This is a genomic window from Candidatus Poribacteria bacterium, assembly GCA_021162805.1.
In the GTDB taxonomy this organism is placed as follows: domain Bacteria; phylum Poribacteria; class WGA-4E; order B28-G17; family B28-G17; genus JAGGXZ01.
Genome location: JAGGXZ010000213.1, coordinates 15,688 through 31,306 on the forward strand (window position 1 = coordinate 15,688; position 15,619 = coordinate 31,306).

General features: G+C 53.9%; 15 protein-coding genes. 2 read left to right on the forward strand and 13 right to left on the reverse strand.

Annotated features, from left to right (window positions below):
- Positions 1-16: 16 nt before the first annotated feature.
- Entirely contained in the window at positions 17-2,506 is a 2,490-nt protein-coding gene (locus J7M22_17570; protein MCD6508412.1) for a TIGR03960 family B12-binding radical SAM protein, read from the reverse strand.
- Between the two features lie 37 nt (positions 2,507-2,543).
- Positions 2,544-2,705 (reverse strand): hypothetical protein, encoded by a 162-nt coding sequence (locus J7M22_17575; GenBank protein ID MCD6508413.1) that lies wholly within the window; start codon positions 2,703-2,705, stop codon positions 2,544-2,546.
- 233 nt (positions 2,706-2,938) lie between these two features.
- Between J7M22_17575 and J7M22_17580 the strand changes: the two genes are divergently transcribed.
- Positions 2,939-3,130 (forward strand): MoaD/ThiS family protein, encoded by a 192-nt coding sequence (locus J7M22_17580; protein ID MCD6508414.1) that lies wholly within the window; start codon positions 2,939-2,941, stop codon positions 3,128-3,130.
- A 43-nt stretch (positions 3,131-3,173) separates the two neighbouring features.
- The gene (locus J7M22_17585; protein ID MCD6508415.1) at positions 3,174-4,055 is read left to right on the forward strand and encodes an adenine nucleotide alpha hydrolase family protein; all 882 of its coding nucleotides are present in this window, start codon (positions 3,174-3,176) and stop codon (positions 4,053-4,055) included.
- Here J7M22_17585 and J7M22_17590 read toward each other — a convergent pair.
- The 11 genes from J7M22_17590 to pgeF form a co-directional block, all read right to left on the reverse strand.
- Positions 4,050-4,547, reverse strand: coding sequence for an ATP-binding protein (locus tag J7M22_17590; GenBank protein ID MCD6508416.1), 498 nt, complete (start codon positions 4,545-4,547; stop codon positions 4,050-4,052). The genes J7M22_17585 and J7M22_17590 overlap by 6 nt on opposite strands.
- Positions 4,544-4,804: a hypothetical protein gene (locus tag J7M22_17595; protein ID MCD6508417.1), complete on the reverse strand. Its 261-nt coding sequence runs from the start codon at positions 4,802-4,804 to the stop codon at positions 4,544-4,546. Before J7M22_17595 ends, J7M22_17590 begins: the two co-directional genes overlap by 4 nt.
- Positions 4,729-4,953 carry a hypothetical protein gene (locus J7M22_17600; protein ID MCD6508418.1) on the reverse strand — a complete coding sequence of 75 codons (225 nt, stop codon included), beginning with the start codon at positions 4,951-4,953 and terminating at the stop codon, positions 4,729-4,731. Before J7M22_17600 ends, J7M22_17595 begins: the two co-directional genes overlap by 76 nt.
- Positions 4,950-5,225, reverse strand: coding sequence for a PQQ-binding-like beta-propeller repeat protein (locus tag J7M22_17605; GenBank protein MCD6508419.1), 276 nt, complete (start codon positions 5,223-5,225; stop codon positions 4,950-4,952). Before J7M22_17605 ends, J7M22_17600 begins: the two co-directional genes overlap by 4 nt.
- 311 nt (positions 5,226-5,536) lie before the next feature.
- Positions 5,537-6,229: an Ig-like domain-containing protein gene (locus tag J7M22_17610; GenBank protein MCD6508420.1), complete on the reverse strand. Its 693-nt coding sequence runs from the start codon at positions 6,227-6,229 to the stop codon at positions 5,537-5,539.
- Positions 6,230-6,462: 233 nt separating this feature from the next.
- Positions 6,463-7,308, reverse strand: a complete 846-nt coding sequence (locus J7M22_17615) for a DNA-protecting protein DprA (protein ID MCD6508421.1) — start codon at positions 7,306-7,308, stop codon at positions 6,463-6,465.
- 48 nt (positions 7,309-7,356) lie between these two features.
- Positions 7,357-9,669, reverse strand: a complete 2,313-nt coding sequence (lon, locus tag J7M22_17620) for an endopeptidase La (protein MCD6508422.1) — start codon at positions 9,667-9,669, stop codon at positions 7,357-7,359.
- 80 nt (positions 9,670-9,749) lie between these two features.
- Entirely contained in the window at positions 9,750-10,205 is a 456-nt protein-coding gene (locus J7M22_17625) for an Hsp20/alpha crystallin family protein (protein ID MCD6508423.1), read from the reverse strand.
- Positions 10,206-10,348: 143 nt separating this feature from the next.
- Entirely contained in the window at positions 10,349-13,669 is a 3,321-nt protein-coding gene (locus J7M22_17630) for a hypothetical protein (protein MCD6508424.1), read from the reverse strand.
- 49 nt (positions 13,670-13,718) lie between these two features.
- Complete coding sequence (locus J7M22_17635) at positions 13,719-14,567, reverse strand: DUF3604 domain-containing protein (protein ID MCD6508425.1); 849 nt, start codon at positions 14,565-14,567, stop codon at positions 13,719-13,721.
- 31 nt (positions 14,568-14,598) lie between these two features.
- Positions 14,599-15,375 (reverse strand): peptidoglycan editing factor PgeF, encoded by a 777-nt coding sequence (gene pgeF / locus J7M22_17640; GenBank protein ID MCD6508426.1) that lies wholly within the window; start codon positions 15,373-15,375, stop codon positions 14,599-14,601.
- Positions 15,376-15,619: the final 244 nt, after the last annotated feature.

Below are 15,619 nucleotides of genomic sequence, written 5' to 3' on the forward strand. Positions count from 1 at the left end.
TCCCGTGAATATGGTCTCAATCTGTTTCCAACGAGCTTTTGTTTGCAACCCGAGATCTAACCTTCGATATCCTGATCTCACCTTGATCTGCCAACTCGGAAAACATCATCTCCAACAGATCTTCCGCCCTAGCTCTCCCCGATGGTGTTTCCAACAGGTCCATGACGATCCTGCAGGTTTCCCCCTCCTCACATCTGATCCCCATCACCAAGGGTCTGATATCCCTCAATCTGCCTTTGCCGCTTTTGACGATGATCTCATCCCGCGAGAGCAGGTCGGCGATACGCCTTTCACATTCCCGACGGGAAAGCCTCCTTTCGGGAAAACGCACCTCATAGGTCGAAATCCAGGTCTGATTCATCGGCGCTGGATACCTCATCGGCACCTCGAACGCCTCGATCACGTCGAGACCCTCTGGAAGCTCTTCGTTGAGCCTCGTTTTCACCTCTTCAGGCTCCATCCTCTCGATGAGCTCCATCTCGGCGATCTCAGCCACGCTCTCGACGCCCACGCCGGAGGGATGGGCGAATCTGATCTTCGGACGGGGATTGAACCCGTGTGAGAAAGCTATAGGCAAACGGGCCCTATGTAATGCCCTGATGAAGACCTCCATCACCTCCATATGCGATAGATACCTTAAAATCCCTGATTTGCGGTATCTGAGCCTTATCTTCTGGACGGAGGGCGGATTCTCATGAGGCGGAATCGGCTTGTGTCCGATCGTTTTTTTTGCCTTTATCATCGATCTGAGACACGCATCACGGGTGTATCTCATTAACCCGCAGCCCACACATCCTGCCACCCTGCAGCTCGGCGTCGTTTCACCTCTATACGCCTTCTCGCGCTCTGAAAGCAGGAATTCCCTGGTGACCAGCGGGTCGATGTGATCCCATGGCAGCGGTTCATCAGGGTCTCTTGCTCTGAGGTATTCATCCGGATCGATCCCCGCTCTGCGGAACGCCTCGAGCCAGAGATCGAACCTGAGGTGGTCACCCCATCCGTCGAACTTACATCCCATCCTGTGCGTTTCGATCAGCACCTCCGTTAACCTTCGATCGCCCCTCGCGAAGACCCCCTCCAGGAGACTGACCTCGGGCCGGGTCAGCTTAAGCCTTATCCTTCGGCTGTGCAACTCCTTCCTTATGATATCATGCTTTCGGCGGATTTCATCGATCGATATCTGTCTTTCCCATTGGAAGGGGGTATGGGGTTTGGGAACGAAGGTGGCAACGCTCACGTTGAGCGCAGCCCGCCTATCGATCCGTCTGCCGAGGCGGATTATCCGTTCCGCAAGTCGGGCTATCTGACGTACGTCCTCCTCCGTCTCGGTAGGCAGGCCGATCATGAAGTAGAGCTTTATCAAATTCCATCCGGCGCTGTAGACCTCTTGGGCGATGCTCAGGATCTCCTCGTCGGTGATGGGTTTGTTTATGACATCCCTCAGCCTCTGTGTTCCGGCCTCAGGGGCGAAGGTCAAGCCTGTCTTACGTATCCTCTGAACCATCCTCGCCAGCTCTATCGAAAAGGAATCGATACGACTGGAGGGAAGGGAGATTGAGACCTGATCGGGTTCGGCTATAAGGACACATCGCCTCACGAGCTCTTGAACTTCGCTGTAATCGCATGTGCTCAGCGACAGAAGCGATACATCCTCAAAACCGGTATAACGCATTCCCTCCTCCATTATCCGGCATATCCTCTCGATCGACCGTTCACGCACGGGACGATAGATAATTCCTGCCTGACAGAATCTGCACCCGTTGACGCACCCGCGCATGATCTCTATCGGGAATCGGTCATGTATGATCTCCATGTATGGAACGATCGGCCGGATCGGATGTGGGGTATCCTCTATATTCATAACCACCCGCTTTTTCACCTTTCCGCTTTCCGGCCGATAGAGCGAGGGGACGTATACCCCTTCCAGCTTTGAGATCTCGCGGAGAAATTGAGACCTCCCTGAACTTCGCCGGAGGATATTGACTATATCGAGGATCACCTCCTCGCCATCTCCTATGACGAAGGCGTCGATGAAATCAGCAAGTGGCTCGGGGTTAAAGGCACAGGGGCCACCCGCTATCACGGGCGGATGAGAGTCGTCCCTCTCGGCGGATAGAATCGGAATGCCGCTCAAGTCCAGCATGTTGAGCAGATTCGTATAGCATAGCTCATACTGCAGCGAGAAACCTATCAGATCGAAATCGCTTAAAGGCGTGAAGGTCTCAAGGCTGAAGAGCGGAATTCCCTTCCGACGCATCCTCTCCTCGGCATCGAGCCAAGGGGCGAAGACCCTTTCAGCTTGAACGTCCTCGATCCCGTTGAGGATATGATAAAGTATGGAGGAACCTAAATGTGACATCCCCACCTCATATGCATCTGGGAAGGCCAATGCGATCCTGAGCTTCACCTGCGAGGGCGGTTTGATCACGCTGTTTACCTCGCCGCCGATGTATCTGGACGGTTTTCTCACGTAGGGGAGAAGTTCCCTTTCGATCAGATCTCTCATGGCCTTTTTTCCAGCTCCTTGATCGCCGATCTTGCGGCTATTTCGTCCCCGCCACCCTTCCCTGTTTATTTGCCGTAGTGCCAAGTGGGATGTAATCCGGCCTGTTTGTGACCAGATTCCTAACCTGAACGCAGTCGCCAGCGGCGAATATGCTGGGGTGACTGGTGATGTAATAGGGCAAACCGCTCATCTTCCTCATGCTCACACCTCCAACCCTAAATTATAAGCCAAGCGAGCCCTTGAAAACAAGCTTCCTGCTGTTTTCACAGTAACGGGAGGAGAAACGCGAGCTCGTAGGGATCAGGCATTCAAGAAAGAACGCCTAGCCTCTAAGTTTATACGCCCATAATTCGGGTTTGATTTGCCAAGGAGGGGAGATATAAGGTAAAATCTAACTTGTAGAATTAAAAATGAGGAGGTGGAAGACGGAAAGTGGCTAAGCTTAGGTTCAGGAAACAGGTATGGGAGATAAAGGGAGGAGTGAAACTCAAGGAGGCCATCCGACAGGTGGGATTGAACCCTCTCTCCGTCCTGGCCGTCAGGGATGGAAGGCTACTGACAGAGGACGTGGTGCTGAGGGAGGATGACGAGATACTGCTCATATCGGTGATATCAGGAGGATGAGATCGTGAGATGTCGAAAGTGCGGAGCACAGGCGATCATAAACATGCCACAACATAAACTCGCCCTATGTAGAGAGCACTATATCGAGTGGGTGATCGGCAGAACTGAGGAGACGATACGATCCTTCAGGATGTTCTCACGTGATGATAGAGTGCTGGTCGCCGTCTCCGGAGGTAAGGATAGCCTTGCGCTGTGGGACATTTTGCTGAAACTCGGATATAAGGTGGATGCCCTGTACATTAATCTCGGCATAGGCGAGGAATATTCCGCCGAATCCCAGGAATGCGTTCAAACTTTTGCCCAAAACCATCCGGAAAGCAAGCTTATAATCGTGGACATCAAGGAGATATATGGGATGTCCGTTCCGGAGCTGGCGAGGTCCAAGCGGAAGGGACGGGGCAGGAAGATATGTTCCCTCTGCGGGTTGATCAAAAGGCATGAGATGAACAGGGTGGCAGCCCAAGAGGGATACGACGTGATCGCCACCGGACATAACCTCGATGACGAGGCAGCCTCATTACTGGGGAACCTGCTGAACTGGAAGGTGGAGTATCTGGAGCATCAGTCCCCCGTTCTGGCCTCCACCTATCCGGGGCTGGCTCGCAAGGTCAGGCCGCTATGCAGGTTCTACGAGCGGGAGATGGCTGCATACGCCCTCCTTCAGGGAATACAGTATATCTATGAGGAGTGTCCTCACGCTAAAGGGGCTAAGTCGATACTCTACAAGGATCTGCTCAACAGATTGGAGATCGAGATGCCAGGGGCGAAGCAGAGGTTCTATCTCGACTTCCTGAGGGTCAAGGGGAAGGGGGCTATTGAATTCCAACCGCCTCCGATGGGTGAGTTACATCCCTGCGAGGTCTGCGGTCAGCCGACGAGCGCCCCAGACAGATGCGCCTTCTGTAGGCTCTGGGAGGATTCATAGCCTGCCGATTACGAAATTCGCCCTCCTCTCCACCTCCATCGCCGGCACGCGGATCGGATCATACCCCAGCTCACGATATACCTCCCATAGAAGCTGAGAGATCCTTCGCGCCTCCCCCGGCGTTTCAAACCTGACGTTATCCCTAACATACGGCAATTGTTCCAGATGGAAGACGGCGTCATATCGCCAATCCGGGGGCAACTGTATGACCCTCTCGGATATCCCATAGAATCTCAGATACGCCAGTCCGTCGTATATGCCCCTATCGCAGAAGATGATCTCATCTCCTCTTCCCTCGGCCTCCCGTTCAAGCCTTATCTGGAGCGATAGCACCTCCCTCTGGAAGGAGACGGGATCCACGGTGGGATGATGGAGGCCGTTTTTGATCACTATCGTCGCAGCCTCAGGTACCGTGGCGAACCCCCTCCGGGAGAGCTCCTCAATGAGGGTGCTTTTGCCGGATGAGGGTCCGCCCGTTATGACCACTTTCATGCCGCCATCGACTCTTCAGATTTGAACATGGATGGATCTATATGTTCCTCAAGCGGATAGTGACGGTGGGCGAGGAAAGCCTCATACGCCCACATATCCCACTCGGGCTTAACGCCGATAGCTCCCAGGCTCGGATAGTTTTTGGCTATAGATCCGCCGTTGAATCTGCCCAGCTCCCAGATCAGCCTGAGGGCCTCACGCTGAATCTTATCCTTATCGCCCGTCTGAAGGGTTGTCTGTATATCTCTACCGGACACCAGAAGGTGATCCTACCGCCGAACTCCCTGCCCAATCTCTCTATCCCATAGAGGGCGGGCTGACCGAACTGGAGCACATCCATCCCCAGCTCTATAAGATCCTCGATGATCTCATAGATATAGCCGCAGGAGTGCATCCAGACCGTCAACCCTCTCTCGTGTGCGAAGGAGACGAGTTTAACGAAGTCGGGCTTGAAGAGCTCCCTCCATATCGGAGGGCTGACGAGAAGCCTGTCCTGTGTTCCCCAGTCCTCGGCGAATGATACGCCATCGGCGCCGATATCGGCGCCGCTATCTCAGCCCGCCCGTCCCCGTCTACATCTCCTACGCTGAAGGACAGAACCAAAGACCCCGTCTTGAACTTCCAAAGTAGCTCCCCGCTGTGGGAGACGCAGTAGACGTATCCGTTATCACACCCCACCACAACGAACTCAGGGGTTGCGACCACGCCGTTAAGGTCGGTATCCCCACCATCAGGCGAAGTGAAGCTCCAAAGTAGACGCCCTCCCCTTGAGAAACAATACAGCCTGTCACACTAGTCTGCTTCATCCCACCAATCCCCATCGCTTGCGTGGTATATCCTATCCCCGAAGATGAGGGGATGGCAGGTGAAGGCAGAGTTGTATTCCCCACATAACCCTTCCATAGGGCGGTATATTTTCAGCGGGTTAAGAACAAAAAAGGCGATGCGTTTGAAACGCATCGCCTCTTTATTTATCCCTAGCCCTTTTATTATTGCTCCTTGGCCTTTGTGGTGAACTTGATCGTCACATCCTCGCCCTTGTTGCCGGCGGCGTCATAGTAGCTCTTGATCATGAAGGTATAAGTCGACTCATAGCCGAGCTCAGCACCTTTAGCCGGCGTCAGGGTAGCCTGGGTCTTATCGTCGTTCCACTCTGCCGCCCAGGCAAGGGCCGTTCCGGTCTCATCAGCCAGGGTGAAGGGGTCCTTGCTCTTCTTCGTGTCGATCGGCTCACTGAACTTGACGACGATTCCCTTCTCGTTTAACTCGCCGGGATCGACGTTGGTTGCGCCATCCTTGACGTTAACCTCAGCCACCTTGGGCGGCGTGGTATCCGGTGCTTTAATGGTCAGCGTTATCGAGTCGGAGCCGGTGTTGCCGTTCTCATCGGTCCATTCGATTGAGATGGTCTGTTGCCCTTCCGAGAGACCCTGACCTTTCCATTTGGCCACAGTGCCGGAAACCTCAGCGGGAGTTCCATTGACCTTGACCTCAGTGACGGCTTTGTCGAAGGTGATCGTCAGCTCGCCATTGGCGAACATCTCACCACCGTCAGCGGGATTGGTGCTGACGATCTTAGCTGCCTCTTCCTCTTCACCACCGCAACCCATCATTGCGGTGACCAGGCCGATCGTAAAAATGGCAGCGATGCTTAGGAACAATGCACCCTTAAGTTTTCTCATCTTCCCACTCCTTCCATCTTGAGGATTTGGTTTTTTATCAAGGGGTTTACCCCCCTTTTAGTTAAGCTTCAAGGCCGACCTCCAGGGTCCACCCTGAACGCCTTCTTCGGCGAAATAACCCTTCCTCGCTATCCCAAATATCACCCCCTTATCAAGATATAGCTTAAATTTCTACCCCTGAAACGGTTTTAGGACCCTGATGCTATTTAGTTTACATCAAAAGTCCCAGAAAATCAAGGGTGAAGCCGATCATTTATCGAAATCATCCTCCGTGCTATCCTCTCGATCGAAGGGATATCGGTATAATCGAACAGGTAAACCCCATCCTCACGTCTGATAAAACCTCTTGCTCCCAGACCGTCTGTGCCTACAAAAGCGGATCTGGATTGAGAAATCGCGTATCGAACGGCTCTAAGGGCCCCTTTCTCCGGCTCCAGCGCCACCAATATGGTTGAGAGTCCGCTTATCAATCTATTTCTCAGGACCAAATTGCGTGGTGTAGGTTCCGCACGTCGATGTTCGCTTATCAGCGCTCCTCTTCCTAAAATCACCTGAGCCAAACCCCTATTTCGTTCGGGATAAATCCTTTCCAGATCACATCCCAACACGGCTACCGTTCCTCCTCCCGCGTCCAGCGCACCTCTATGAGCTTCGGCATCTATCCCTAAAGCCAGACCGCTGACAATGGCGAATCCCATTTTCACAAAAGCTCGAGCGAACTGACGGGCGATGTTGAGCCCATGTGGAGTTGGATTTCTTGTGCCAACGATAGCGACAAACTCACCTTTCAATTCAGCCCGACCACGCTTGAATATAACAGGAGGCGCATTTCTGACTCCCCTCAACCTGGAAGGATACTTTAACGAGCTTATGGGGATAACCTCTATCCCCAGCTTCGAGAGTCTCTCTGCTTCTCCCTCGAACCTATCGACATCAACCGAAATCTCACCTCGTCTAAGCACATTCACCGTTTCAACGACATCACCGATCTCCAGAAGCAAATTGCACAGTCGATTCGATCTTATCACACCGGCTTCAACCAGATTCAGCAGTGCTAAAGAACACCTTACCTCTTCCATTCAGACAAACTCAGTATATCACAATCTAAAAAGAATTTCAACACTTTTTTAACCTTCCTCCCTTATCGCTGTCTTCAGGACCTCATCCATATGCTCGACGAAGATAAAGTTCAGCTCCTTTCTGACGTGTTCCGGCACCTCCTCCAGGTCCTTCTCGTTATCCTTGGGCAGGATCACGGTTTTCAACCCAGCCCTGTGGGCCGAAAGCACTTTCTCCTTGACGCCGCCTATCGGCAGAACCCTACCTCGCAGGGTTATCTCACCCGTCATCCCGACATCCTTACGCACGGGTTTACCCGTCAGATCGGAGTATATCGCCGTGGCGATCGCTATCCCGGCCGATGGTCCATCCTTCGGGATAGCGCCCGACGGGACGTGAACGTGGATATCCCTCTTCTCATAGAACTTGTTTTCAGGATCGGTCTTAGCCAGATATGATCTTACGTACGTCAGGGCCGCCTGCGCCGACTCCTGCATCACCTCGCCCAACTGCCCCGTCAAGGTTAGTTCGCCTTTGCCTGGAACGGATTTCGCCTCGATAAAAAGGATATCCCCGCCGGCCTCAGTCCAGGCAAGTCCCGTAACGACTCCCACCTCGTCCTTTTCCCCCGCCAGCTCATACTTGAACTTTTCAGGCCCTAGAAATTGACGCAGATCATCCGGTTTGACCCTCACCTTTCCCTCTTTCCCCTCAGCCTTGCGTCTAGCCACCTTACGACATACGGTGCCTATCTCCCTCTCCAGATTTCTGACCCCAGCTTCCCTGGTGTAGTTCCTTATTATCCTCCTTATGGCTTCCTCCTCAAAACTTATGTCCTCTTCGCTCAAACCGTGCTCCTTCATCTGTTTAGGGATCAGATACTGCTTGGCTATCTCGACCTTCTCGTGCTCGGTATAACCGGGGATTTCGATGACCTCCATCCTATCCAGGAGGGCTGGCGGTATGGTGAAGATCGTATTGGCGGTGGTGATGAACATCACCTTAGAAAGATCGAAGGGCACATCCAGATAATGATCGACGAAGGCGAAATTCTGTTCCGGATCGAGTACCTCAAGCAGGGCGGCCGAGGGATCGCCCCTGAAATCGGCGCCGAGCTTATCTATCTCGTCGAGCATGAAGACGGGATTGTTCGACCCCGCCCGCCTTATCCCCTGTATGATCCTCCCCGGCAGCGCTCCTATGTACGTCCTGCGATGTCCGCGGATCTCCGCCTCATCCCTGACACCTCCCAAGGATATCCTCACGAACTTTCTCCCCAATGCCCTGGCTATAGACTGTCCGAGGGATGTCTTTCCGACGCCTGGGGGACCGGCGAAACATAGGATCGGCCCCCGCATGTCGGCCTTCAGCTTACGCACGGCGAGATAATCCAGTATCCTGTCCTTGACCTTCTGAAGGTTGTAGTGATCCTCATTCAGTATCTTCTCCGCCCTTAGGATATCGAGGTTATCCTCTGTGGAAACCTTCCAGGGGAGGTTTACCAGCCAATCGAGATAGGTTCGAGCGACCGTATATTCGGCGGAATCGGGGTTCATCCGTTCCATCCGATTTAGTTCCCTTTCAGCCTCCCTTTTCGCTTCAGGGGGCATCCCGGACTCCTCGACCTTCTTCCGCAGTTCCTCGATCTCCATCATGTGATCGTCCGACTCACCGAGTTCCCTCTTGATCGCCTTCAACTGCTCTCTCAGATAATACTCCCTCTGAAGTTTATTCATCTGCTCCTTGGCCTGAGACTGAATCTTCGCGCCGAGCTCCAGTATCTCCTGCTCACGGGCCAGAAAAACTGACACTTTTTTCAATCTCTCCGTGACGTTCAGCTCCTCTAAGATACCTTGTCTCTCCTCGGGAGAGAGATTGAGCTGAGTGGCTATGAAATCGGCCAGATGCCCCGGTTCGGGGATGTTCATGGCTATGACGGCGATCTCCTGGGGGATGTTAGGAGCCGTGGAGACGAATTTCTGAAAGTTGGCCACCACGGTCTTATGCAACGCCTCAAGCTCGACGTTCTTCTCGACCACATCCTTCAGCACCTCGATTTTGGCCTTCGGATAGGGTTCAATCTGAGTCATCTCCACCAGTTTGATCCTGGATAGCCCCTGAACCCCCATCTGTATCTTGCCGTCGGGTAGTTTGAGCATCCGGGCGATCAGGCAGGCCGTTCCGACGTGATAGATCTTATCCGGATCGAACTCCTCCGATGGTTCCTTTATGGCGAACATGGCTATCATTCGTCTATCGACCACGACGTCATCGATCATCCTGACCCACTTCGGGTTGCCCACCATGATTGGAACGCCGGTGAAGGGATAAGGAACCACCTCGCTTGGCAGGATCGGCAGCTCCTCCGGTATAGAGGGCATCTTCACCCCAATCGGCCCGCTTTTCCCTCTCGGATCTCCCTCAGCGGCCTCCTTATTTTCGCCCATCAGATCAAATTCCATCACGAGCTCACCTCCTCTTCCTCCTCGTGCGACACGTAAACCCGTTTCAACATCGGCTTTTCGGCTTTAGGGAGCCTTACCATAAGAAACCCATCCCTGTAAACGGCCTTCGCCCCATCGGGATCAACCGGCACCGGTATGTCCACAACCCGTTCGAACTCCCCAAAAGGGATCTCTATCTGATGGCACGCCTGACAATCACTCTTGAATACCTCCCTCCTTCGTCCCCTGATGAGGAGGGTATTTCTGTCAAAGATAAGCTGCATGTCCTCTCGCCTTACCCCCGGCAGTTCCACGAGAACCCTTATCTCATCGGTGCTCTCGTATATATCCACGAGCGGCCTCCAACTGGAGGAGACGTAAACGGACATCATCCGCCTGGAACCGGTGAAATACTCAACCATCCTCTCGAACTGCCTCTGGAACTCATCAAATTCGAAGAAAGGATCTCTCATAATCGACCACCTTACAACATAGATGTCTCAGACAATAGAATGATACCAAACACTGGAACGATTTGCAAATCCTCACTGGAGATTCTCAAAGCTGACTCATTTTTGGCTTTGAGCCGATATCAAATTATATAAGGGAAAACGTTTTAACGAACGGGATATATCAGGATAACGGCAGCTCCGGGCACGGTTCTCAGATAGATCACCTTCCCATCACGTCGCAAGGGTATTCGACTCAACACCTTCCCGTCGGCGGAGATCGCCTCCGCGCGGGAGATCTCTCTGAACTGATCTGATATCCCTAGGGAGAAAACGATCTTCTCCGGTCGCAGGCCGATCTCGAACGATTCGGCCCGCGGGTGGGGAACCAACATCAGCTTCTCCCTTTTGGGAAGAATCACAACGGCGCCCGCTGTAATCACCTCGCCGAAATCCACCGCTCCACCATCGGGATTGATCCTTCCCTCGACGCCGATCGGTTTTCGAGGTAAGACGGGCTCGAACTCCACCTTATCGCCTTTCACTTTGATCGCCCCGACGATGTATCTCGCGCTGCCGTCATCTCCTCCTTCCATTCTCACCCTGCCGGCCTTATCGTAAAGGCCCAACCTGATCTCATATTGTCCGTCAGGCACCCCATCGGGTATGGCGATATCGTATGGGCCATCGATCACGGTGGAATTCGATTTCCAACTCCTTGTCTCAGGCGAGGGTCTATGATCATGCTGAAACATGATGCCATCATCCCGTTTTGAAAGATCGAAATTGACGAAATGGACGAACAGGATGAGATCGCGCGAGTTGAGCTCCCTAAGGCCATGTTCGCCGATCTTGAACTTGTAGGTGATGCGGAACCGGCGGCCGGAGAGGGGCGAGACCTCAACCGACGGTTTGATCTCGCAAAACGAGCCCGCCAAAGGTGGGAATCCACGTCCGTTAACGAATATGAAGGGTTCGGGACTCCCCTTCCCGTCGAGGCAGTAATCCACGGCGAACCTTCCCTCCTTCGGCTCCAAAGCCGTCCATGCCTCGAGGTGGTCGTCAGACAGGGCGAGAAATCCGAACTGAGGAAGCAATCTACCCTCGACACACCACACCTCTTTTCTCCCGTTGACCCAGAGACGCAGGCCCGATTTATACTCGATGTAAACCCGATCGAGAGGGGCGTTAAGCGCCAGAGCCACGGACGAGGGAACCATCTCGCCGTTCACCTCATAGAGTATTCGTTTCACCTTGCTAGATGCATACCGTGCCTGTATCGGTCGGGTGAGGTAATACTCCTTGAGAACCCAATCCAGCGAATGCCACAGCTCCGTCGGTATGAAGGCCGCGTGGCCGAAAGCCAGCTCCATCGCCCGGTATTTATCCATCTTCTCCGGAGCTGGAAGTCCGTTCCATCTCGCGTTCTCGTCGACCTGCCACCTCGACCAGTATCCCATCCCGTGGTTCACCATCTGCGGATGGATCTTGAGGAGGTCGAAGTCCAACAGCCACGGCGCATACTCCTTGCGCACCACCTGAGCTTCAACCCCATCCACAAGACCAGCCCACCAGAAGTGCTTATTCCCCTCGCCGAAGAAGGGACCGTGGTGAGCTTGATGGGCGAATTTAAAAAGCTCGATGTTACCCCGCATCCTATCCCTGAGCTTGGCCGCGAATGGGACTTGTGAGTCACAGTCGAGATGCAGCCAGGGCGGTGCACAGGAGTTGACGTCATAGAAGGCCGCCGTCGTCCTGTATCGCCTGTGGATCTCGGGTGAGTAAAGACGGGCGTACTTGACCATCGCCCCGCTCTTGTAAGCGTAGCTTTGTTCGCCGGTTCCCCTGTTGAACCAGGCCTTGCGCATCTTCCCATTAGGATACAAAGCCACATCCTGAGGATTCCACTCGTGTGAATCGGGATAGAAATCTATGTAGTTCTCATGGAGGGCGAAAAGCCATCCGTTCCCGCGACATGCCTCTGAAAGCGCCCTTGCCCCTTCATCTCCTCCGAGGGCTTTGTTGGCGGGAACGGTTGTGGGCAGATGGCTATCATATCCGTATCGCTGCCAAACATGCTTGAGCATGATCGCCCTGCTTATACCGTAGCTTCCGAGTTCTCTCACCCATTCAGCATCGCGCGCCAGATGTCCGCCCCAGATATCGAATACCGCCCGATCGGCGATCTCATCGATATAGGGAGACGGGTTCCAGGGTATGTTCGGAAGCACCTCGCCCAGTTCGCGGGAGACGGTGAAAAGACAGACCTCATGGACGGGATTTCGAGTTCCGTCCGTCTTGCGCTCATATCTCACCATACCACCTTCAAGATACGAGCCCTCCGATCCGGTGAAATCGATATAGACGGATACGAAGGCAGTCTGCCGGGGAAGATAATACACCTTAGCCGAGAAAAGATAGGGCACGAAGATCTCACGTCTTAAGGCGGCGATGGGAAACCCGAAATTCACCGAACTGACCCAGCCGTCCTTGGTCTCGAACTCGAACAACAGCGTCTTGCCCCTGATCCGAAACATTCCGAAAGCCGTTTTAGGTTCCCCTCCACAGAGCAGATCGTATCTGAGCTTCAGCCTCTTGCCGTCGAATGAATCGACCTTCACATCCCTCACCTTCACCTCTCCGCCTTCAGAGGTGATTCCTCCTCCGCCGAAGACGTAAAAGATCTCTCCGTCGTCGATTCGAACCTCGACGTTCGCGGGGAAAAGGCCGGCGAGCGGCTCGATCGTATATCGCAGGATCACATCCTCGCCCTCGTATCTGAGCTCAAATTTTCCCCCGTTGATCTTTCGGGCCCCGTTCTGAAAGGGATAATGGACGGACGGCAGTACCCCGCGTTTGGGATCGTTGGAGAGCCCTTCGAGCGATGTGTCGGAGATGGAGGGCAGTTTCGGTTTCATCTCGTTCCCCTCGATTTCGATCCGCGGATCGCCCCACAGGGAATAGTCCCATGACGCGTCATTTCTCGGTCCGGCGTTAACCTCCAGCCGCAGCGAGAACACCTCACCTGCCAGATCGGAGAGGTCTATCTCATGCCGTTCCCATCTATCGCTCTTGATGTGTTTTCGAAACCTTCGGAAGCCGTTCAGGTAGACGGAGTATGTGACGCCGTCGCTGCCCTTAAGAACATCCTGACGACGCAGCATAGCGCAACTGAAGATGAACTTCGCCCTCACACCTTCAGGCAGTCGGAACCGATAATCGGCCCAAGCTGTTCCTGCACCTCTGCGCCATGGGGGATGCATAAGCAGGGCTGGAGTATCATCCCGCTGTCCCCACGGCGAGTAGGATACCCCGGCGACGGGTTCGAAATGGCCCGACCATCCCAGACCCAGATGAACGACAGGTCGGTTCCCGATCCGATATCCGACATCGTAAAATCCAACATCGAGTAGATGGACGGTGGTTTGAACCTCCACAATCGGTGGAGCGAAAGCCGTTATGATGGCAAGCAAGATTGAACCTAACATCTCTTCCTCCTTATTAAAGAATTAGGAAGACAGGCGTATAGCAAGTTATTTAGGCCACCCAGATAGGGGAACTCCATGCCCACTGGTCGTTCCTCTGTCGAACACGGACGTAGTAGAAATCATAACCCTGTGATCTTACAACGACATCCTGAAAGGTGATGTGCCACTCATACTCCTCCGGCATCGGCGCACGATGAAGACGATATGCGGCGGTGACGAATCCACCTAGGAAACCCGCTCGCCCGCCCTCGATAAGCTCACGGAGCGTATATTCGACCCTTTTGCCGTTGAGCTCTGCTACAATCTTGCCTTCAAGGGGCATCTCGACCTCAAGCATCATCCCCTGGCTGGCGTTAGTGAGAACCGTAGGGTTACCGCTCGTCAGCGTTTTGAACCAGACGGCTCGCTCGCCCTCCCGTTGCCATGAGCTGTAGTGGTATTTACCCTCCTCATAGCCTTTGGGCGCCACGACGTACTCGCCGCGAAATCGGGGCTCGACGGTAAGTATCCTGCCCCTGTCGATCCCGAAAAGCACATCCCACTTCTGCTCGATCCTCTTGCCCCAGCCGACTTCGATGAAGAGCTTCGTTCTTATCACCTCGCCTGGCTCAGGGACTTCGCGATCCGTCGCGCTCGTGCGGTGAATGACCCTGTTGTTCTTCACGATCTCGACGTAATCGATCGGCCCGCCGCCTGAGACGAATATCTCGATGTCCCGTTCGACGGTGGGCTTTGTGATGACCGAGCCCATCGGCTTGCCGTTGATGGCGAATTGGAGTTCGATCCTGTCACCGGTCAGAGCGTATGTCCGGCGTTTTTGAAACGCCTCCCATATCCCATCGCGGGTGAACGATTCCGCCCATACGCTTGCCTTCCGGCCCGTTCTATCTTCGGTCAACCATCCGATGTAAAATAGCAGGGGATGATGCTCATGTCAAGGCGATCAGGTTCAGCATTCTCCCCGTGACCCCATCTCTCCTGTGTGAGAAGAAGAGATCCTTCCGACAGGCGGTGCAGCTTCGGCAGATCCAAATGTTGTCCTCCGGAACGCCCGCACGGATAAGGGATAAAGCGTTTGTAAGCGGCAGATCCACATGTCTGCCGGATACGACCTGTGAACCGAAGCGGGATTTGAACCTCGAGGCTAGATCTTCGCTCACCTCATAACAGCATCTGCCGATGGACGGCCCCATAACCGCCAAACAGTCGGCGGGATCTGCCTTGAACCTCTCGGCCATGAGGTCTAGCGTGTTTAGCACTATCCCCGCCAGAGTTCCGCGCCATCCGGCATGTGCTACGCCGATGGCACCGGACGAGGGGGCGATCAGGAGTATGGGAACACAATCCGCTGTCAGAACGCCCAGCGCTATGCCCTTCAGATTCGTGACAAGACCATCGCACTCCATGGGCCTTTCGTTCGGTTCCATCAAAGCGATACATTCAGCGCTATGTATCTGACGGGGCAATTTGAGCGATTCCAGGTCGATACCTGCGGCGGAGGTGAACCTCTTCCTGTTCCACTTAACCTTTTCGGGATCATCTCCCACGTGCAGTCCCATATTCAGCTCATGATATGGCGGCGGGCTCACCCCGCCGATCCTGGTGCTCACGACCGCCCGGGCGATCCTCGTCCTTGCGATCGGTTCCAGCTCGATATACGGGATTCCGTTTCTATCTTTTATCCAATCTTCAACCTGCCAGAACATCGCTATCATCTGCCCGTTAGAAATCCCTGCTTCGGGTCAATATCGTGGTGATGAACTTAGCGATCATCTCCAGCATCCCAATATTCGCATGATACGCGATTGTGAGGTCCATGTCAAGCTCTCTCCAGCTTGTGTTTCCCTCAAGCTGTGGTATAATTTACTCGACTTTTGCAGTAATCTGAGAAGTCCCAAAAACGCAGAAAAACCATTAAATCTCCTTTGGCAGTCCCTCCCTGAGGAAGGA